A 19,199-nucleotide genomic window follows, 5' to 3' on the forward strand; every position below is an offset into this window, starting at 1 on the left:
GCTGGATAGGTCGAATTTGCGGGCCTCATAGCCGCGCGGCATCTTCTTGTCACCCCGCACCAAGGGGGTGCGACCTTGGGGCCGATCCGGGCGGTGGTGCGGGTGTCCACGCGTGGACAAAGGGTCGGGTGTGAAAAATCAAAGGGTTACAGAGACGAATTTACGTTTGGTTAGGAATTGGGCGATCAGTGGGAGCGGCGGCGAGAGGCCCCGGGTCAGGCCCGGGGCGGGGTTTATTCGGCCCGGGACCGGAGTTTGATCGGGCCGGGGCGGGAGTCTGACGTCGCGGAGCGATTTACCTTGGGCGCGGCGTCGCACCCCGGTTGTACGCCGACCAATCCGTGATCTCGGGGTAATACTGTGCCCGCCACGCCCGCACACGCGGGTTCATCACCCGTTTCCACAGCGGCGGCACCATCGCGGCCATGGTCATGATCGGATAGCCATAGGGCAGTTGCGGCGCATCCGTTTCGGCGTGGTTTTGCAGCAAGGGAAAGCGCCGGTCGGGTTTGTAGTGGTGGTCCGAATGCCGTTGCAGGTTGATCAGCAGCCAGTTCGACGCCTTGTGCGCGGCGTTCCACGAATGGCGGGGCAGGACGTGTTCGTATTTGCCCTCTCCCAGATATTTGCGGGTCAGACCGTAATGTTCGATGTAGTTGACCAGTTCCAACTGCCAGATGGCAACCCCGGCCTGCACAAGAAACAGCGCAACGCCGCCCAGACCACCAAGGCCATAGGCCAGCGCCAGCATGGCCAGTTGCAGGCCCCAGTAGCGCCAGAACGGGTTCGACAAGGCGTGCCACGGCAGGCGTTTACGCGCCATCATCGCCTTTTCGGCAGCAAAGCTGGAGCGCAGGCTTTGCCGCAATACGCGGGGGTAAAAGCGGTGAAACCCCTCATTATAGCGCGCGGTCACCGGGTCGCGGGGGGTGCCGACATAGCGGTGATGCACCAGCAGATGTTCAGAGCGGAAATGCGAATAGAGCACCATCGCCAGCAGCAGATCGCCCAAAAAGCGTTCGACGCGGTTTTTCTGGTGCATCAGCTCATGGCTGTAGGTGATGCCCACGGTGCCGGTCATCACGCCGACGCCGAAGAAGACCATGAACTTTTCCAACCCGTTCAGATGCGCGGCGCGGCTGACGTACCAGATCAGCGCAAACAGGCTGATAAATTGCAGCGGCACCCAAGCGGCGGTCAGAAGCTTGTACCAGCGCAGGTCCGCCTCTGTCGTTTCAAGGTCGGCATTTTCCGTGTTCAGGCCCAGCACCGCATCCAGCGCCGAAAACAGATACCATGTCATCACGATGGGCAGCAGCACCCACAGCCCGCCTTGCGTCGCCGCAATCCAGACCAGCAGGATCAGCAGGTAGGACATGTAAAACGGCAGGGCGGCACCGGGTTTGGCGACTTGGGCTGCGGGGATCATCGGGGCTCTCCGATTTCTGGGCGGGGCTATGATACTGTGCGACCCAGCCTGTCCCAAGGGGTGATCAGCCGCCTTGCGCAAGGTCAAAGGCCTTGCGCATGACCGTTGGCAGATCGGAGGGGCGGAATTCAGGCAATTCGATGAAATCTCCGCGATGGGGCAGGCGGTCCATCGGCACCAGAGCGGTTTTCACCGTCAGGCGCAGGTGGAAATGGGTAAAGGTGTGGCGCGCCTCTCCGGCTATGGTTTTCCATTCGGCGCGGATGGGCGGGGCCTCGGCTGGCTGGTCTTCGGTCCAGTCAGAACCGGGCCAGCCCAGCATGCCACCCAGCAAGCCCTTGTCCGGGCGGGTTTCCAGCAGCATGGCCCCATCGACGCGGCGGGCCAGATAGGCGATGCCAAGGCGCGTGGGTTTGCGTTTCTTCGGGGTCTTCTTGGGCAGGTCAGCGGCGGTGCCGCGCAGCCATGCGGTGCAGGCGCTGCGCCACGGGCACAGTCCGCAGGCGGGGCGTTTGGGGGTGCAGATCGTCGCGCCAAGGTCCATCACCCCTTGGGCATAACAGCCGGGGCGCTGTTGCGGGGTCAGGCGGGCGGCGTGGTCCGTCAGGATCGGCTTGGCGGCGGGCAAAGGCGTGTGTTCGTCAAACAGCCGCGCCATGACCCGTTCGACATTGCCGTCGACCACGGTTTCGGGCGCGTCAAAGGCGATCGAGGCGATGGCGGCGGCGGTATAAGGCCCGATGCCGGGCAGGGTCAGCAGGGTGGCGTGATCGCGCGGAAACTGGCCGTTGTGGTCGCGGGTCACGGTGCGGGCGCATTTCAGCAGGTTGCGGGCGCGGGCGTAATAGCCCAGCCCCGCCCACGCGGCCATAACATCGGCATCCTCGGCCCCGGCCAGCGCCTGAACATCGGGCCAGCGGGTTGTAAAGGTCAGGAAATAGTCCTTGACCGCTGCGACGGTGGTCTGTTGCAGCATGATTTCGGACAGCCAGATGCGGTAGGGATCGGGCAGGTCGCCACGCGCCCGCGCGGCTGGGCCAATCCGCCACGGCAAGGCGCGGGCGTGCCGGTCGTACCAGTCAAGCAGCGCCTGAGGGTCAGGGCTGTGTTGTGGCTCATCACGCAAGGGTGAAACTCCGTGTCGGAAGGGGGGTGGTGCCGCCCCGTATGGTCACTAGAATAGCCTCGCCGACAAGGAGTCAAACGTGGCGCATCGCAAACCGACGACATACGGGTTTTCCAGCGCGTCCAAGCTGTTGCAGGACCGCATCCGCAAGGCAGCGGAGGGGCGGGGATTCGCCCAGAGCCGGGTGTTGACGCATTGGGAGGAAATCGCCGGGGCCGATGTGGCGGCGATTTCGCGGCCCGTCGAGGTGAGCTATTCCAAGGGTGGCTTTGGCGGCACGCTGACATTGCTGACCACCGGCGCGATGGCGCCCATGGTCGAGATGCGTCGCGAGGAAATCCGCGCGCGGATCAACGCGGTTTATGGCTATAACGCCATTTCGCGGGTGCGGGTGACGCAGACCGCCCCAACCGGATTTGCCGAGGGGCAGGTGGATTTCCAGCACCGCCGCAAGGAGGCCGGGACCGCCGAGGCGTCGGCCAAGATACAGGCCGAGGCGCGCGATGTGGCCGAAGGCGTGGGAGATGCGGATTTGCGCGCGGCGCTTGAACGTCTGGCGGCAAACGTCATATCGAAGGCGGGCCGGGAGTGACCCTGGCCCGAGGACTGACAGGAAAGAGGCGAACGACATGAAATGGATCCTTCGCGCAGGCGCAGTGGCGCTGGCGCTTTTTGGTGGCGGCGCATGGTATCTGACGCAGGGTGCGGGTCAGACGGGGGCGGCGGACATTCGTTTGCCCGGCGCGGCACAGGCGCAGACGGCTGATATCGACATCACGACCGTGACCGAAATGGTCAAAGGGGCCGAGGATGCTCCGATCGAGGTGATCGAATACGCGTCCTTTACCTGCCCGCATTGCGCCTCGGCCCATGCCAACCTGATCCCCAAGCTGGAGCAGAATTATATTGACACCGGCAAGGTCAAGTTCACCTACCGTGAGGTCTATTTCGACAAGGTCGGCGTCTGGGCGTCGCTGATCGCGCGCTGCGGCGGCGAGGCCAAGTTCTTTGGCATCACCGACCTGATCTACAAGGGTCAGCAGGACTGGGCCCGCGCCGGGTCCGAGGCGGCGGTGATCGGAGAGCTGCGCAAGATCGGCCGTCTGGCCGGGATGGACGGCGACCAGGTTGAGGCCTGCCTGAACGACGGCGACCAGATCGCGACCCTGGTGGCGTGGTTTCAGGCCAACGCGACAGAGCACGGCATCACCTCTACCCCCAGCTTTGTCATCGACGGCAAGACCTACTCCAACATGAGCTACGAGGAATTCTCGGCCATTCTGGACGCCAAGCTGGATTGATGACATCGGCACCGCGCGGACCCCTCGAAGGGGTGAAGGTCATTGAATTGGCGCGCATTCTGGCTGGCCCCTGGGCCGGTCAGACGCTGGCCGATCTGGGCGCCGAAGTCATCAAGATCGAGGCACCGCAGGGCGACGACACCCGCCGCTGGGGGCCGCCCTTTATCGAACGGGAGGGCGATACCTCGGCCTCCTATTTCCACTCGTGCAACCGGGGCAAAGCCTCCGAGGTGGTGGACCTGACTTGTGCCGAAGGGCAGGCGCGGATGCGCGACCTGGTCGCCGGAGCCGACATCCTGATCGAGAACTTCAAGGTCGGCGGGCTGGCGAAATACGGCATGGACTACGCGTCGCTCAGCGCGGTGAACCCCGGTCTGATCTACTGCTCGATCACCGGCTTCGGGCAGGACGGCCCCTATGCGCACCGCGCCGGGTACGATTACATCATTCAGGGCATGTCCGGCTTCATGTCGATCACCGGCGATCCCGACGGCCAGCCGCAGCGCGCAGGTGTGGCCATCACCGACCTGTTCACAGGGCTCTATTCGGTGAGCGGTATCCTTGCGGCGCTGCATCAGCGACACCGCACCGGCAAGGGGCAGCACATCGACATGGCGCTGATGGATTGCGCGGTCTCGGCCATGGCCAATCAGGCGTTGAACTACCTCAGCACCGGCACGCCGCCGGGGCGCACCGGCAATTACCACCCGAATCTGACGCCGTATCAGGTGTTTGACTGCTCGGACGGGCACATCATCATCGCCACCGGCAATGACGCCCAGTACCAGCGCCTGTGCCGCCTGCTGGGGCTGGACGAGATGGCCGAGGCACCGGAATTCAACAGCAACGCCGACCGTGTCGCCAACCGTGAGGCGATGATCGCGCGGCTGACCGGCGCAACGCAGGCGCGGACCAAGGCCGACCTGCTGCAAGCCTGCGAAGCGGCGGGCGTGCCTGCCGGACCGATCAACGACATGGCCGAGGTCTTTGCCGATCCGCAGGTCATTGCACGGGGGTTGCAGATTGCGCCTGACGGCGTGCCGGGCGTGCGCGCGCCTTTCCGGTTTTCGGACGCCGATCTGGTGCTGGAACGACCCGCACCAAAACTGGGCAAGGCTGGCGATTAACGATCCGCGCGTGACACCCGGGCGGGGCGACCCTGCGGCAGATGTTGGCCGTAACAGTTATCCCAAGGCGCTCTTTGTGCTTCTTCTTGGTCCAAATACCTCTGGGGGTCCGGGGGCAAAGCCCCCGCCGGATCGGCGGGCCGCAGGCGCGCCGATCCTTTTGCCCTCAGTCCTGATACCGAAAACAGGCCGTCATGGTGCCGGACTTGTCCTCCAGATCCGCAACATCTTCGTTGATGCAAAAGGCGATCTGACCCAGGTTCCTATTGAAAACACCCGACTGGCGGATCGCGCCGTGACAGCGCGCCCAATCCAGTACCAGCGCCCTCATGCCAGATGATCCACCACGTTCAGGTGCTGGGCGAGGCTCTGCACCTCGTCCAGCCAGCGCGCCACCAGTTTCGGGTCCGAGGGCGCGGCGCTGACACCGGCGGGGACGGCGCGGTCCAGCACCGCCTCGACCGCCAGCGACACCGGGATCGACACCAGCCGGGCCATGGCGCTGCTGCGCGCATCGCCCCAGGCATCCATCACATAGGTCTTGTGATAGACCGGCGTGCCGTCCTTTTCCGCCTCCAGCGCGACACACAGGACAACGCGGTCCGGCTCATCCTCATCGTAGGCGTTTTCGGCCAGCAGCGTGTCGGCGATCTCTTGCAGGCGGGCGTCTGTGGCGGTGCCGGCCTCGGCAAAGATGTCTTTCCACGCCTCCGCCCAGCCGTTCAGGCGCAGGGTGCCGCGTACGAAATTCTTGACCTTCCACGCGTCCTCAAACCCATAGTCCGCCATGAAGGGCAGGCTGTCGCGGTTCGGGTAGACCTCAAAGCTCTCGGCGCTGGGCAGCGGCGCGTCGTAGCGCGACAGCGCGTCCCACGGGCGGTTGACGTTCAATTCGCTGAAGTGGCGGATGGACCGCGAGGGGGATTTCAGCGCCTTCAGCACGCCCACGGGCGCCCAGCTGAATTTATAGCGAAAGGCGTTGGGGATCTTCGGCACGCCACCACAGTATGAGATGAACGACAGCGCGTTGTCGGCGTCAAAGGCGTCCGAGGCGCGGTAGTCGGCCACCAGCCAATGGGCCATCAGGTGGTCGATGCCCGGATCAAGGCCAACCTCATTGATCAGCCGCGCATCGGCCTGTTTGGCGCGGGAGTCCAGCGCGCGCATCTCTGGCGAGATGTAGCTGGACGAGACAAATTGCGCGCCTTTGTCCAGCGCCAGTTCGGCCAGCGGCACGTGCCAGTCACCCGGCAGCATCGAGACAATCACATCGCCCGGTTTCAGGGCGGCAGCCAGCGCGTCCTTGTCAAAGGCGTGGATGTCGTCGGTCAGGTCGCCGACAGCCTCAGTCGCCTTGGCCTCTGTCCGGTTCCAGACGGTCACAGGGTGGCCGTTTTCGATCAGCCGTCGCAGGCCGGGCACGGCCGACAGGCCGGTGCCGCACCAATGGATGGTCATGTCGCGTCCTTTGGTTTGTGTTTCAGATAGGTGTCATGCGCGCGGCCCCAGACGCCGGTGTCAATCGCGTCCAGCGTCAGCAGGTGGGGCAGCAGTTGCTGCGCAAAGTCGTGCGACGACTCGCGTGGCAGCAGCGAGGGCAGGTTGTCGATGGCCATGACATCCAGCGGCGGCGCGTCGTTTACGCGGGTCACGGGCGCGGACCATGTGGTCGCCGCATGGTACAGCGGGATCGGGTTGAACGGGCTGTCCGGGTCGCAGGCGATGTCGCCGATCACCCGCAGGGCGCGCTCTGCCAAACAGGCCTCTGGCGGGACAAAGACCGGCACGCCTTGGGTGGCGAGGATACAGTTGAGAAAGATCCCGTGGTCGAGGATTTCCGGAAAAGGCGCGCCGCGCGCGGTTTCCGCCATGTCCCATGCGGTGACCGGCAGGTCCAGTTCGGTGCACAGGTCGCGGGCGCCGGTGCCGACGCGGCCCTTGGCCCCGATCACGATGACAGAGGCGCGCGGCACCGGGTCAAGGGCGGCGCGCAGCGCGTCCTTCAACTCATCCGCATCGTCCCATGTGGTGACCGGCGGGCAGATCTTGCCGTCGCCTTGCGCGGCCCATGCCAGCAACGACACCGCCGCCCCGGCGTAGCCCGCCCAATAGCCAAAGGCGGCGACGCGGCGGCCCTGATCGTCGGTGAGGTATTCGAGATCGTACAGCGCGCCGCCCCCTGCGGCAAAGCGTTTCAGCAGCCGCGCCCCCGCCGACTGGCCCTTGTAGGCGTGGCCGAACATGATGTGGCGGTGGATCAGCGGCGTGTCCGCCTCTGGCAGTTCCTTGAGGCCCAGGATGATCGCGTCGCGCGGGGCCTCGGGCCATGAGCCTTTGGGCGCAATGTCGGCGCCCGCGTCGGCAAAGGGCTGCGGGCGCAGGATGCGTTTCGGGCAATCCTCGACCGTGACGCGAAAGCCGTGTTTCACCAGCGCGGCGACGCCGTCTGGGGTGACGCCGGTGCGTTCCTCGTTGCGGCGGCTTTCCGCCCGGATCCAGAGATGGGTCATGTCGCTTCCTGATCTTTGCGGGTCAAAGAACCTGCGGGCGGGCGGTCGTGCAAGCAGTTTTCGGCGCGGCTGCCGGTTACAGGTGGCTGCGGGCGTGCTGGCGTTCGGGGGTATCCAGATGGGGCAGGGCGTTGAACTGGGTCATCGCCAGCCCGGTGGACAGCGGTTGAATCCGGTGGAGCGAGCTGTTCTCGATGGCAAGGCAGAGATGCGCCATCGCCTTCAGCTCCAGGTCCATGATCACCCGCATCGCCATGCCGATCAGCCCGCCGGAGGTGACCACCAGCGCGCGCCCGTCGCCCGCCGCGATCTCTGTCATGGCTTCGGTGACGCGGGTCTCGAAGGCGGTCCAGCTTTCCGGCACGCCGTCCAGCGCGCCGTCGCGCCAGAGGGTCAGCAGTTGTGGCATGTGCTGGATAAATTCCTCACGGTCGCCGGGGATGGCGATGCCGTGCTGGGTTTCCATCCGCTGGGCCATGTCGAAATAGGCCAGTTCGTTCAGGCGTTCGTCGCGCACCGGGGCGGCAAGGCTGTCCGGCGCGATGCCTTCCAGCGTTTCGACATGCCTGCGCAAGGTGCCGCAGTAGGTGCGGGCGAATTTCTCATTCGTCTGCTGGAAATAGCCGCCCAACCAGCGCGCCTGCTGCCAGCCCAGATCGCTGAGCCGGTCATAGCTGTCTTCGTCGCGGGCGCTGGAATTGGCCTGTCCGTGGCGGACGAGGGTGATGAATGACATGCCGGTCTCCGCTGCTGTGCCCGGCGCTGATACGCCGGGCGGGGGCAGAGGGAAAGGGTCAGTCCGGTCGCGTCAGGGAAATCGCCGGGTCGTAGGTGAAAACCTGAAGGTGCCGGTCCTTGCTGACCTCGGGGGCGAAGGAACTGACGAAATCGGTCATCTCCCAGCGCATGACCTGATCGGTCTCCGGGTCGATGTAGACGGTGTTGAGCGCCCCGAACCATGCGCCGCCCATGCTGTCGTCCGGGTCGGTCTTGGTGAAGTAGGTCACGACATCATAGGTCATGCCCTCCACCTCGACCGGGCCGGGGCAGGCGGTGTCGGTCAGGTTGGCGACCATCTGCGCCACCTGCTTGCGCTGGAAGGCCTCGCGGTCGGGGGGCAACTGGTTGGGGGACTTGGTCCACGGGCCTGTCAGGCTGGGTCCGATCCAGCTGTCGCTGTCGATCACCAGAGTAAAGGTGCCGCTGTCCTTGATGCCGGAGACGCTGCGCGCCGGGGTGTCCCAGAGGGTGTCAAAGACGTAGCGCACCGTGCCCTCGGGGTCGGTCACGGTATTGGTGAAACGGTGCGGTGGGCGCTGGAACGCATCCAGCGCGCCGCCCTGCATCATCGCGGCGATGCGGTCTTGGCAGGCGGTGTCCTGCGCCGTTGCGGGCAGAGCAAGGGGCATCAGCAGCAGGCAGGTGGCGGCGGCGCGGGCAAGGGGCAAAGGCATCGCAAACGGTCTCCTGTTCTATAATCAAGTTGACCAATCCTAGCCGCAGGAGGGCGCCAAGGGAAACACCGGTCCTACCCCGCACGGGGGGACAACTCGGCGTCCCAGACAGCAAGACGAGGCCACAGGGTGACGGAGTTCGGTCAAGGCGAGCGATCCGGTTGAGTTTTCCCATTTAGATGAATAATTGCGCACATCCGTATGGGAGAGGCGCATGGTGCATATTTTGCGATCACTTGGGCCTGCGGTCTCGCATGTTTCGCCGCTTGAGGCGCTGCGCGCAGGTGTCGGAGCGCTGTTGGGGCTGGGGTTGGCCGGGCTGTTTCTGCTGTCGCCGGAGGTCGATCTGGCGCTTGGGCTATACCTTGTCGCGCCGTTCGGGGCGACCTCGGTGCTGCTGTTTGCCGTGCCGAACAGCCCGCTGGCGCAGCCGTGGTCCGCGGTGGTCGGAAACATCGTCGCGGCGCTGGTGGGAGTTGCCGTCTGCCTGACCATCGCCGACCCGACGCTGCGCGTAGCGCTTGCGGTCGGTCTGGCGATCACCGCGACGATCCTGTGCCGCGCGGTGCATCCGCCCGCAGGCGCGGTGGCGATGACCGCCGCAATGAGCCCCGACGCCATCGCAAAGCTGGGGTTCTGGTTTGCGCTGACACCGATTGCGGCAGGGACGGTTGCCCTTGTCCTGCTGGCCACTGTCTATGCGCGCCTGACCGGACGGCACTACCCGTTTCGGCAATTCGATGAGCCCAGTCGGCATGGCACCGAAGACCGCAACCCCTCGGAACGTCTGGGCCTGACCGAAGCGGAATTGACCGCGCTATTGGAGCGGACCCGGCACTCTCTCAACCTTGGTGTCGAGGATCTGGCGCGTCTGATCGGCGCGGCGGAATTGCAGGCCGCCAGCCATGCCACCGGCCCGCTGACGGCCGAGGACATCATGTCCAGCGATCTGATCACCGTGCGCCCCGAGACCAGATTGCGCGAGGTCGCCGACCTGTTCCGTCGGCATCGGTTTGCGTCGCTGCCGGTGGTTGGCCCGAACAAGGAGTTCCTTGGCGTGATCTTTCAGATCAACCTGATCAATCAGGCCCGTGACGATGCGCTGCGGCTGGATCGCGGCTATGTGGCGGCGCTTGGTCGGCTGCTGGACCGCAGGCGGGAGCGTCCGGTCCGGGCGGGCGCGATCATGAACGTGGCCGGTCCGCGCGCCACCACGAAAACCCCCATCGGCGTGCTGCTGCATCTGATGGCCGATGGCGATGTGGATGCCGTGCCGGTGCTGGAATACGGGCGCATCGTCGGGATCGTGTCCCGGACAGACCTGATCGCCGCGTTGGCGCGGTCGGTTGTGCGCGCCGCGTAATCGCCGGTGATTCACACTGCTTGTATCGCGCGGCGTCCGGCGTTACCTCCGCCGCGCGCCACTGGCAAATTCCGGCGTGGGCCGCTAAATAGGGCGAAAGACCAGAGGAAAAGACGTGAAAGACAAGGCTGGACATCGAGTGACCCGCGACGGCATCCGCATCCATACACCCGCAGATTTCGCGGGTATGCACAAGGCGGGCCGCCTTGCCGCGCAACTGTTGGACGAAGTGGCCGAGCTTGTCTTTCCGGGCCAGACCACCGGCGCGATCGACGCCTATATCGAACGCCGTGTGACCGAAGAGGGGGCCACATCGGCCACCATCGGCTACAAGGGCTATCAGCATGCCACCTGTATCAGCGTCAATCACGTGGTCTGCCACGGCATCCCCGGTGACAAAAAACTGAAGGATGGCGATATCCTGAACATCGACGTCACGGTGATTGTCGAGGGTTGGTTCGGCGATACCAGCCGCATGTATGTGGCGGGCAAGCTGAGCCGAAAGACAGAGCGCCTGATCCAGGTCACCCACGATTCGCTGATGAAGGGGATCGAGGCGGTGAAGCCGGGCAATACCTTTGGCGATATCGGGTTTGCGATCCAGAGCTTTGTCGAGGCGAACCGCATGTCGGTGGTGCGCGATTTCTGTGGTCACGGGCTGGGGCAGGTGTTTCACGCGCCGCCCAACGTGCTGCATTATGGCCGCGAAGGCACCGGGCCGGTGCTGGAAGAAGGCATGTTCTTTACCATCGAGCCGATGGTGAACCTTGGCCGCCCGGAAACCAAGGTGCTGGCCGATGACTGGACGGCGGTGACGCGGGACAAATCCCTGTCGGCGCAGTTCGAGCATTCGGTGGGCGTGACGGCGGACGGGGCCGAGATCTTTACGCTGTCGCCTGCGGGCAAATTCCACCCCACCTATTGACCGGAGCGGCGATGACCGGGGCGCGGGCCGAATCCGGGTCTGAACACCCGGACCCGCGCAGCGATCCCCGCAGCCTTTTCCTGATCCTGTCGGTCTGTAACTTTGTGATCGGCATGGGGGCCTTTGCCCCCATCGGCATGTTGGAGCCGATGGCGGGCGCGCTGGGGTCTCCGGTAACGGCTGTCGCCGGATTGCTGACGGTCTATTCCATCGCCTATGCGGCCAGTTCGCCGATCCTTGTGGCGCTGACCGGGCGGATCGGGCGGCGGCGGGTGCTGACGGCGGGCTTGGCGATCTTTACGCTGGCCATGGCGCTGTCGGCGCTGGCTCCGGGGATTGCGCTGCTTTACCCGGCGCGGGTTTTTGCGGCGGCGGGGGCGGGCATGGTCACGCCTGTATCGCTGGCCATCGCGGCGGCGCTGGCCCCGCCGGACCGGCGCGGGCAGGCGTTGTCGCTGGTGTTTCTCGGGCTGACGCTGAGCCAGGTGGCGGGGGTGCCGGTGGGCAGTTGGCTGGCCTATACCTATGGCTGGCGCAGCGTGTTCGGTCTGGTGGCGCTGATGGCGCTGCCGTGCCTCTGGATGGTCTGGACGCGGGTGCCTGCGGGCTTGCGGTTTTCGCCCGTCACTCTGGGTGATCTTGGCGGCGTGCTGCGCAATCCGGTGGCGCTGATCACCGTGGGCTTTACGGTGGTGTTCCTTGCCGGCATTTTCATGGTGTACACTTATCTTCCGCCGCTGTTGTCGCAAACCATGGGCTATGGCCGCGATGGCGTCAGCCTGACGCTGCTGATCTTCGGGCTTGGCGCGCCGCTGGGCAACATCCTGGGCGGGCGCATGGCGGACCGTCTGGGACCGGGGCGCAGCCTGATCCTGATCTGTATCGCCGAAATCCTGTGCCTGCCGCTGTTTGCACTGTTGCCGCTGCCGGGGACGCTGCTGCTGGGCTTTGTCTTTTTCTGGTCGCTGGTGGGGTGGTGTTTTTCGCCGTCACAGCAATTGCGACTGGTCTCGCTTGCGCCGCCGCTGGCCCCGGTGCTGATGTCGCTGCACGCGGCCTCGATCTATGTCGGCATTGCCGCTGGCTCCGGGCTGGGGGCGATGGTGCTGGAGAGTGCGGGGCTGATGACACTGGGACCGGCGGCGGCCGGTGTGGCATTGGCCGCGCTGGGCGTGCTGATCCTGTCCGACCGCGCGGCGCGGCGGCAAGCGCAAGGTTAAGGGCGGCGCGGGTGCGCCGCCCTTAGGGGCGCGCTGTCACCACTGCCAAAGGGCGGGGACAAAGCGAAAGGCGTCACCGTCGCGCGCGATATGGCCGACTCCGGGGAAGGGGAAGTGGTAGCCCAGCACCGCCATCCGGTCGGTCGCCGCCATGTCCAGCAGGCGCTTGCGGGTGGCTACGGTCAGATCCGCGTCCATGTCAAAGCCGCTGACCCACTCGGGGCGGACCGTGCTCATCCACGCGTGGTTCATGCTGTCGCCGAGGGCGATGAGTTGCTTGCCGCCGGATTCGATCACCACCGACATGTGGCCCATCGTGTGCCCCGGCGTGTCGATCACCCGCACGCCCGGCACGATCTCTGTGCCGTCGGCCATCAGCGACCAGTCCGCGCCCTCGACGTTCAGCGAGTTCACCGCGCCGACGACAAATTGCTGCATCTCGGTCGGGACAGTGTTCACCAGCCCGTCTTGCAGCCAGAAATCGCGCTCTGTTCCGCCGATGTAATAGGCGGCGTCGGGAAAGATCGCTTCGTCAAAGTCATCGCGGATGCCCCAGATATGATCGGGGTGGGCGTGGGTGATGACCACATGGGTGATCGCGCCCGCGTCGATGCCCGCGCTGTCGAGGTTGTCCAGCAGGCGGCCAGAGGTCGGCTGAAAGCGGTTGCCAGAGCCGACATCGACCAGAACGGTGGCCTCGCCGGTTTCGATCACAAGGTGGTTGGTGTGGGAATAGTTGACCTCGGTCGAGAGGAAGTAACTTTCGAGGAAGGCGGTCACCTCTGCCGGGTCGGCGTTGATGCCCAGCCCGTTGGCGGGCACCTCCAGATGGCCGTCGGAGACCACGGTCAGGGTCACATCGCCCAGTTGAAACCGGAAGTGCGCAGGGTTGGCAGCGGCGGGCGCGCCCAGTGTCTGCGCCCGTGCCTGTGACGCGGACAGTGCGGGCAAGGCCAGAGCCGGGGCGGTGGCCGCAAGGCTCAGGATTTCGCGGCGCGAAGGGCGAAAGATGGACATGGAGACCTCCCAATTATTCATGGATTTGAATAGGAAGATATCACCGAGAGGCGAAAATTCCAGTGCAATCGGTTGAGAGGGCAATCCGGTGTGGAGCATTGAAAGTTCAGATATATATAACGTTATATCAATGAGTTAGGTTGTTATTTGTGGGGCCTTTCCGGTCCGGCCCGTTGTGGGCGGCGGATCACACAAGCCAATCCGGCGGGCCGGGTGCCCAAGGCAAAGGTTCCGGTGCCGCGCTTTGAGGGCACGTCATCCACCACAGGGGCGTCATTCGCCGCGCGGCATTTCACACCGGACAACCGCGTTGATTATGGCACGGTCCTGTCCCTGATGCCGCGCAGATGCTCGGGCACGCGCCCCGCCCCGCGCCGGGGCCTGCCGCTGTTACCCGGCGGCCCGCAGCAGGGTAACATGCGTGTCGCCGTAGCGGCGGGTTTCCAATAGATCGAACCCCGCGGGTGCCTCTTGCGGGCTTTGTTCCTCCCAGACCACCAGTGCCTCTGGCGCGATCCACCCGCCTGCCAGTGCAGAGGCCAGCGCCTGACTGCCCAGACCCTTGCCATAGGGCGGATCGAGAAAGATCAGGTCGCAAGGTGTGTCCGCAGCGGGCAGGCGGGTGGCGGAATGGGCGATCAGTTTTGTCCGACCGCCGCAACCCAGCGTGCGGATGTTGTCGCGGATCAGTCTACCCGCTACGCGCCCGTCATCGACAAAGGTCATATGCGCCGCGCCGCGCGACAGCGCCTCTAGCCCCAGCGCGCCGGTGCCTGCGAACAGGTCCAGACCCTGCGCGCCGTCAAACGGATCGCCAAAGCGCCCGCCCGCCAGCATGTTGAACAGCGCTTCGCGCACGCGGTCGGTGGTCGGGCGCAGATGCGCGCCCGCGTCGCCCTTGCCAACGGCGGCCAATCGCCGTCCGCGCCAGTCTCCGGCGATGATCCTCACGCCTTCAGCAAGCCCTTGAGGTTGGTGTCCGGATTGGCCACCATCTCTGGCGCGGGGCTTTTGCCCGCCTCGATCAGGCGTTTGCCCACCATGTAGGACCGGCTGTCGTTCATTGCGTCCACCGCCAGCAGGCGGTCGCCCGCATAGTACCAGTGTGAAATGGCCGCGCCATCCTCACGCACGACGATCCGGTCATAGCCCGCGTTCAGCCCGGCGATTTGCAGTTTCACGTCGTATTGATCCGACCAGAACCAAGGGGTGGCGGTGTAATCGCGCTCTGCGCCGAGGAGGTTGTCGGCCACCAGTTCGCCCATGTCGATGGCGTTGCCCACCGATTCCAGCCGCATCCGGGCGGCGTTTTGCGGAAAGCTGGCGCAGTCGCCCGCCGCCCAGATCGCCGGGTCGCTGGTCAAACCGCGCGCGTTGACGGCGATGCCATTGTCGATCTCCAGCCCGCAGGCTTCGGCCAGAGCGGTGGCGGGGGTGATGCCGACCCCGACGATCACCATGTCGACGTCCAGCGTGGTGCCGTCCGCCAGTTCCGCGCCGGTCACATGGCTGTCCCCGATCAAGCGTTTCAACCCGGTGCCTTCGCGCAGGTCGACGCCGTGTGATTTGTGCAGGTCGCGGAACCAAGCCGAGGTTTCAGGGGCAGCAACCCGTTGCAGGATGCGGTCCGCCGCCTCGACCAGTGTCACAGACAGGCCCAACTTGGCGCAGACCGCCGCTGCCTCCAGCCCGATGTAGCCGCCGCCGACGATCAGCACGCGCTTGCCCTCGGTGCAGGCGGGGGCCATCGCGTCGACGTCTTTCAGGGTCCGCACCACATGCACACCCGCCAAGTCGCCGCCGATGGCTGCGGGCAGGCGGCGCGGCACCGATCCGGTGCACAGCACGCAGTGGTCGTAGGGAATCACCTCGCCCCCGGCCACGACCTGTTTGTTGTCCCGGTCGATGGCGGTGACGGTGTCCGCGAGTTTCAGGTCAATGCCGTTTTCGCCGTAATAGGCTTCGGGGCGCAGGTAGAGGCGCTCCAGCTCCATCTCGCCCAGCAGATAAGCCTTGGACAGCGGCGGGCGCTGGTAGGGCGGCACTGGTTCTTCGCCGATCAGGGTGATCTTTCCCTCGTGTCCCTTGGACCGCAGCCGCGCCACCAGAGAGGCCGCCGCCTGTCCCGCGCCGATCACAACAACATCGCTCATTTCGCCCTCACCGGTTTTCATTCTTCGCGGACAAACTACAGTCCGGATTCGGGAAAACGCAATTCCAAGGAGCGACAGGACGATGACGATTTCAGTAGGCGACAGCCTGCCAGAGGCAACTCTGGCGCGTATGGGAGACAAAGGCCCCGAACAGGTGGCATTGAGCGCGCTCACCAAGGGCCGCAAGGTTGTGATCTTTGGCCTGCCCGGCGCCTATACCGGCACCTGCACCACCGCGCATGTGCCCAGCTTTATGCGCACAAGGGACGGATTTGCCGACAAGGGCGTCGACGAGGTGATCTGCCTGTCGGTGAACGACCCCTTCGTGATGGGGGCGTGGGGCGAATCGACCGGGGCTTCGGCGGCGGGGATTGCCATGATCGGCGACCCGGCGGCAGAGCTGACCAAGGCGATTGGCATGGACTTCACCGCGCCGCCCGCCGGGTTGATCGACCGGTCCAAACGCTATGCCATGCTGGTCGAGGACGGCACCGTGAAGGTTCTGCATTTGGAGGAAAACCCGGGCGTCTGCGAGACCTCGGGCGGTGAGGCGCTGCTGGCCGCGATCTGAGGTACGGCAGTAGAGGCAGGAGAGGGGGCGTCATGCCAGAGGCATGCTTGCAGCATGACGCCCTCGGCCTGCGGCCTCACGACCGGGATGTTTCAGGACAAAAGACGCCGGGGAGGGTCAGAGGCTGTCCAGCTTGCGCGCCAGTTTGGCGTCCAGCGCCGACAGGCCGCCGACGTCGTGGGTGCTGAGCGTCACCTGCACCGTCTTGTAGACGTTGAACCATTCGGGGTGATGGTCCCATTTTTCCGCCCAGAGCGCGGCGCGGGTCATCCAGGCGAAGGCCTGTGTGAAATCCTTGAACTCGAAGGTCTTGGCTATCGCATCGCGCCCCTCGACCATGGCCCAGCCGTTGTCGAGGAGTGGGGCGAGCACCGTCTTGCGGGCGGTATCCGACAGTTTCTCGGTCATTCTTGTTCCTCCTGTCTGTCCTTGCGGAAAGGGCCGTAGGCGGTGAGGATTTCGATGTCCTCATCAATTGCCCGACGTTCCGCTTGCAGATATTTGGCGACGGCGTCGGAAAAGCCCGGATTTCCGATCCAGTGCAGCGAATGGGTCGGGCGCGGCAGGTAACCGCGCGCCAGTTTGTGTTCGCCCTGTGCGCCCGCCTCGACCGACTGCAACCCGTGGGCGATGGCAAAGTCGATGGCCTGATAATAGCACACCTCAAAATGCAGGCAGGGATGATCCTCTGTGCAGCCCCAGTAGCGGCCGAAAAGCGCCTCTTGTCCGATGAAATTCAGCGCGCCTGCCACGTAGCGTCCGTCGCGTGAACACATCACCAGCGCGATGTCGTCGCGCAGGTGCTCTTGTGCAAGGTCAAAGAACGCGCGTGTCAGGTAGGGGGAGCCCCATTTGCGGCTGCCGGTGTCCTGATAGAAGACCCAGAAGGCGTTCCAGTGGTCGGGGCGGATCTGGTCGCCGGTCAGAATCTCGATCTCTCCACCGAAGGCCTGCGCCTTAGCGCGCTCCTTGCGGATATTCTTGCGCTTGCGGGAACTCAGGCTGGCTAGGAAGGCGTCGAAATCCGCATAGCCTTTGTTCTGCCAGTGGAACTGTTGGGTGGTACGCCGCAGGAGGCCTATCTGCTCACCGGCGATGGCCTCGCCCTCGGTGCAGAAGGTGACGTGGACCGAGGACAATTCATTGTCCGACGCGATCTGCACGGCGCCTTGAACCAGCGCCGATGTGCCTGTCACCTCGAACCCCGGTTTGGTCAGAAAGCGCCGCCCGGTGGCCGGGGTGAAGGGCACGGCGATCTGGAGTTTGGGGTAGTAGTCGCCGCCCGCGCTTTCGAGGGCATGGGCCCAGTTGTGGTCAAAGATGTATTCGCCCTGACTGTGCGATTTCACATAGAGCGGCGCTACGGCGATGGTGTCTCCCTCCGCCTCGACTCGCAGGTATCGCGGGTCCCAGCCAGTGCCGGGACCGACGGAGCCGCTGTCCTCCAGCGCCTTGAGGAAGCGGTGGGTGGTGAACGGGTCGAGGGGACGCGCCCCGCCGGTTGCTTCCGGGCAGGCGCAGGCATCCCACACCTCTGGCGCGATTTGCGACAGCGAGGAGAGGACGTCGATGGTGACTGTTGGGGTCGGGCGCTGATCCGTCATGACATTGTTTTATCTGGCATCGCGGGCGCGGCGATCAAGCGTTGTACCCTTCGAAGGTCACATTCTCGGCGATGCGCCGCGCCTCTGCCTCTTCACCGGGCGAGCGGATCGTCCAGCAGAGCACATGCAGTCCGCGCGCCTTTTGATCCGCCACGATGGGACTGTTCAGATCGGTGTGGTGGTGCGAGATGAAACTTGCGCCCATGTCCGCCAGTCCGGGCATGCCGCGCAGATGGTCGCGAATGTCGGCGGAGAGGGTCGGGTAATCGTCGGCGGTATAGGCGCAGGTGGTCAGGCCACGCGGGCGATCCGGGCAGAGCCGCGCCATAGCCGCCGCCGAGTGCGGGTTGAAGGACATGAAGGCAAGCTGCCCGTCATAACCGGCCACGGCATCGGCGGCGGCCTGTTCCAGCGCGCCGATGTTCGGGCCCATGCGCCCGTCCTGATCCTTCAGCTCGATCAGCAAAGGCACGGCGCCGCCGACAATCTGCAACACCTCGGTCAGCGTCGGCACGCCCTCGGTGCCGCCGATCAGGGTCAGTTGCGCAAGGTCGCTGGCGCTGCGCTGTTGCACGGGGCCATTGGCCCCGGTCAGGCGCGTCAGGGCGTAGTCGTGAAAGACCATGGCCTGACCATCTTTGGACAGTTGCAGGTCGATCTCGATGCCGTAGCCAGCCGCCACCGCCGCCCGGATGGCGGCGCGCGAGTTTTCAGGACGTCCGGCCCCGTGCAGGGCGCGGTGCGCGATCGGGCGGTCAAGGAAGACCGGCGGCAGCGGTGTCATCAGGCGATCTCGAAGATGCCTTCGATCTCGACCGCGACGCCCAGAGGCAGCGCGCCCGCCGAGACGGCAGAGCGCGAATGCCGCCCTGCGTCGCCCAGAATTTCGACCAGCGTGTCGCTGGCACCGTTCACCACCTTGGGCTGGTCGGTGAAATCGGGGGTGGAGTTGACGAAGCCGGTCAGCTTGACCACCCGTTTGAGGCGGCTGAGGTCGCCCCCGCAGGCGGCCCTTGCCTGCGCCAGCAGGCTGAGCGCGCAGGTCTTGGCGGCGGCGGCGCCCTCTTCGACGGTCAGGTCGGCGCCGACCTTGCCGGTGATGAGGCCGTCGGCGTTCATGCTGATCTGCCCGGAGACAAATACAAGGCTGCCCACGATCACGTAGGGCACATAGTTCGCTGCGGGCGCGGGGGCGTCGGGCAGGGTCAGGCCGAGTTCGGCGAGGCGGGCATCGATGGCATTGGACATGATAGGCTCCCTTGAATTTGGCGCCACGCTAGCGGCGGGTCCGGGCACGCGCAAGGACCCTGCGCGCCCCTTTGGACGTGTTCATTTGCCCCGGCGTGTTGCTGTGGGAAAGATCTGTGTGGAAGGCGATCGGGGGAGGGGACATGACGCC

The 19,199-nt window shown here is 65.1% G+C and carries 21 protein-coding genes; 7 read left to right on the top strand and 14 right to left on the bottom strand.

Translation table 11 applies throughout. The features are described from left to right. Nucleotides 1–295: 295 nt before the first annotated feature. Both VOI21_RS09640 and mutY read right to left on the bottom strand, forming a co-directional pair. The gene (locus VOI21_RS09640; RefSeq protein ID WP_323769639.1) at nt 296–1,429 is read right to left on the bottom strand and encodes an alkane 1-monooxygenase; all 1,134 of its coding nucleotides are present in this window, start codon (nt 1,427–1,429) and stop codon (nt 296–298) included. A 64-nt stretch (nt 1,430–1,493) separates the two neighbouring features. Continuing rightward, nucleotides 1,494–2,555 (bottom strand): A/G-specific adenine glycosylase, encoded by a 1,062-nt coding sequence (gene mutY / locus VOI21_RS09645; RefSeq protein ID WP_323769640.1) that lies wholly within the window; start codon nt 2,553–2,555, stop codon nt 1,494–1,496. 79 nt (nt 2,556–2,634) lie between these two features. On the opposite strand from mutY, the gene VOI21_RS09650 reads away from it, so the two are divergent. From VOI21_RS09650 to VOI21_RS09660, 3 genes are read left to right on the top strand one after another with little or no spacing between them, the layout of a single operon-like run. Further along, nucleotides 2,635–3,147, top strand: coding sequence for a DUF721 domain-containing protein (locus tag VOI21_RS09650; protein WP_323769641.1), 513 nt, complete (start codon nt 2,635–2,637; stop codon nt 3,145–3,147). 37 nt (nt 3,148–3,184) lie between these two features. Beyond that, on the top strand, nt 3,185–3,856 hold the full coding sequence (locus VOI21_RS09655; protein ID WP_323769642.1) for a DsbA family protein: 672 nt from the start codon (nt 3,185–3,187) through the stop codon (nt 3,854–3,856). Then, a complete protein-coding gene (locus VOI21_RS09660; protein WP_323769643.1) occupies nt 3,856–4,983 on the top strand; it encodes a CaiB/BaiF CoA-transferase family protein in 1,128 nt (375 codons plus the stop codon). The genes VOI21_RS09655 and VOI21_RS09660 overlap by 1 nt, the downstream gene beginning before the upstream one ends. Nucleotides 4,984–5,149: 166 nt before the next feature. Here the strand turns inward: VOI21_RS09660 and VOI21_RS09665 are convergent, their stop codons facing one another. The 5 genes from VOI21_RS09665 to VOI21_RS09685 all read right to left on the bottom strand — a co-directional run bounded on the left by VOI21_RS09665 (nt 5,150) and on the right by VOI21_RS09685 (nt 8,947). Next, a complete protein-coding gene (locus tag VOI21_RS09665) occupies nt 5,150–5,314 on the bottom strand; it encodes a hypothetical protein (protein ID WP_323769644.1) in 165 nt (54 codons plus the stop codon). Continuing rightward, nucleotides 5,311–6,441, bottom strand: a complete 1,131-nt coding sequence (locus VOI21_RS09670; RefSeq protein ID WP_323769645.1) for a saccharopine dehydrogenase family protein — start codon at nt 6,439–6,441, stop codon at nt 5,311–5,313. Before VOI21_RS09670 ends, VOI21_RS09665 begins: the two co-directional genes overlap by 4 nt. Beyond that, nucleotides 6,438–7,493 (bottom strand): saccharopine dehydrogenase, encoded by a 1,056-nt coding sequence (locus VOI21_RS09675; protein WP_323769646.1) that lies wholly within the window; start codon nt 7,491–7,493, stop codon nt 6,438–6,440. Before VOI21_RS09675 ends, VOI21_RS09670 begins: the two co-directional genes overlap by 4 nt. Before the next feature lie 76 nt (nt 7,494–7,569). After that, complete coding sequence (locus VOI21_RS09680) at nt 7,570–8,229, bottom strand: histidine phosphatase family protein (protein ID WP_323769647.1); 660 nt, start codon at nt 8,227–8,229, stop codon at nt 7,570–7,572. 58 nt (nt 8,230–8,287) lie between these two features. Continuing rightward, entirely contained in the window at nt 8,288–8,947 is a 660-nt protein-coding gene (locus VOI21_RS09685) for a hypothetical protein (protein WP_323769648.1), read from the bottom strand. A 214-nt stretch (nt 8,948–9,161) separates the two neighbouring features. Between VOI21_RS09685 and VOI21_RS09690 the strand changes: the two genes are divergently transcribed. From VOI21_RS09690 to VOI21_RS09700, 3 genes are all read left to right on the top strand, one after another. Beyond that, nucleotides 9,162–10,310: an HPP family protein gene (locus tag VOI21_RS09690; RefSeq protein WP_323769649.1), complete on the top strand. Its 1,149-nt coding sequence runs from the start codon at nt 9,162–9,164 to the stop codon at nt 10,308–10,310. Nucleotides 10,311–10,425: 115 nt separating this feature from the next. Next, nucleotides 10,426–11,235, top strand: coding sequence for a type I methionyl aminopeptidase (gene map / locus VOI21_RS09695; RefSeq protein ID WP_323769650.1), 810 nt, complete (start codon nt 10,426–10,428; stop codon nt 11,233–11,235). 11 nt (nt 11,236–11,246) lie between these two features. Continuing rightward, nucleotides 11,247–12,455, top strand: coding sequence for an MFS transporter (locus VOI21_RS09700; RefSeq protein ID WP_323769651.1), 1,209 nt, complete (start codon nt 11,247–11,249; stop codon nt 12,453–12,455). 36 nt (nt 12,456–12,491) lie between these two features. Here VOI21_RS09700 and VOI21_RS09705 read toward each other — a convergent pair whose 3' ends face one another. From VOI21_RS09705 to VOI21_RS09715, 3 genes are all read right to left on the bottom strand, one after another. Then, entirely contained in the window at nt 12,492–13,472 is a 981-nt protein-coding gene (locus tag VOI21_RS09705; protein ID WP_323769652.1) for an MBL fold metallo-hydrolase, read from the bottom strand. Between the two features lie 390 nt (nt 13,473–13,862). Further along, nucleotides 13,863–14,423 (bottom strand): 16S rRNA (guanine(966)-N(2))-methyltransferase RsmD, encoded by a 561-nt coding sequence (gene rsmD / locus VOI21_RS09710; RefSeq protein ID WP_323769653.1) that lies wholly within the window; start codon nt 14,421–14,423, stop codon nt 13,863–13,865. Continuing rightward, the gene (locus tag VOI21_RS09715; RefSeq protein ID WP_323769654.1) at nt 14,420–15,625 is read right to left on the bottom strand and encodes an FAD/NAD(P)-binding oxidoreductase; all 1,206 of its coding nucleotides are present in this window, start codon (nt 15,623–15,625) and stop codon (nt 14,420–14,422) included. The genes rsmD and VOI21_RS09715 overlap by 4 nt, the downstream gene beginning before the upstream one ends. 82 nt (nt 15,626–15,707) lie before the next feature. Between VOI21_RS09715 and VOI21_RS09720 the strand changes: the two genes are divergently transcribed. Continuing rightward, nucleotides 15,708–16,196 carry a peroxiredoxin gene (locus VOI21_RS09720; protein WP_323769655.1) on the top strand — a complete coding sequence of 163 codons (489 nt, stop codon included), beginning with the start codon at nt 15,708–15,710 and terminating at the stop codon, nt 16,194–16,196. 117 nt (nt 16,197–16,313) lie between these two features. Here VOI21_RS09720 and VOI21_RS09725 read toward each other — a convergent pair whose 3' ends face one another. Genes VOI21_RS09725 through VOI21_RS09740 form a run of 4 tightly spaced genes read right to left on the bottom strand, consistent with a single transcriptional unit; the run spans nt 16,314 to nt 19,048 of the window. Continuing rightward, nucleotides 16,314–16,604, bottom strand: coding sequence for a 4a-hydroxytetrahydrobiopterin dehydratase (locus VOI21_RS09725; RefSeq protein ID WP_323769656.1), 291 nt, complete (start codon nt 16,602–16,604; stop codon nt 16,314–16,316). Then, the gene (locus VOI21_RS09730; RefSeq protein WP_323769657.1) at nt 16,601–17,800 is read right to left on the bottom strand and encodes a GNAT family N-acetyltransferase; all 1,200 of its coding nucleotides are present in this window, start codon (nt 17,798–17,800) and stop codon (nt 16,601–16,603) included. Before VOI21_RS09730 ends, VOI21_RS09725 begins: the two co-directional genes overlap by 4 nt. A 34-nt stretch (nt 17,801–17,834) precedes the next feature. Then, the gene (locus VOI21_RS09735) at nt 17,835–18,584 is read right to left on the bottom strand and encodes a glycerophosphodiester phosphodiesterase family protein (RefSeq protein WP_323769658.1); all 750 of its coding nucleotides are present in this window, start codon (nt 18,582–18,584) and stop codon (nt 17,835–17,837) included. Next, nucleotides 18,584–19,048, bottom strand: a complete 465-nt coding sequence (locus VOI21_RS09740; RefSeq protein ID WP_323769659.1) for a RidA family protein — start codon at nt 19,046–19,048, stop codon at nt 18,584–18,586. The genes VOI21_RS09735 and VOI21_RS09740 overlap by 1 nt, the downstream gene beginning before the upstream one ends. Nucleotides 19,049–19,199: the final 151 nt, after the last annotated feature.

The sequence above is a fragment of the Antarctobacter sp. genome (assembly GCF_034670325.1).
Lineage (GTDB): Bacteria > Pseudomonadota > Alphaproteobacteria > Rhodobacterales > Rhodobacteraceae > Antarctobacter.